General features: G+C 49.6%; 1 protein-coding gene. It reads right to left on the bottom strand.

Annotated features, from left to right (window positions below):
* Positions 1-234: EAL domain-containing protein (locus Q4563_RS22750; protein WP_303606163.1), on the bottom strand; the 234-nt coding region annotated here is incomplete at both ends.

Raw genomic sequence — 234 nt, 5'->3', positions numbered from 1 at the left:
GGTAATCTGGGCATCATCACGGTTGGTGGGCAGGTTCTGGATAAAACTGCGGTCTACCTTGAGAATATCAACCGGAAACTGTTTCAGATAATTGAGTGACGAATAGCCAGTCCCAAAATCATCAATCGAGATGCGTACGCCCAGCGCCCGTAATTCGTGCAACACCGACAGGGTGAAATCAATATCGTCGATCAATGCGGATTCGGTCAGCTCCAGCTCCAGATGGTGTGGAGA

The sequence above is a fragment of the Gilvimarinus sp. 1_MG-2023 genome (assembly GCF_030548285.1).
Note: the sequence above shows the minus strand (reverse complement) of the source record. Positions and strands in the feature narration are given on the sequence as shown.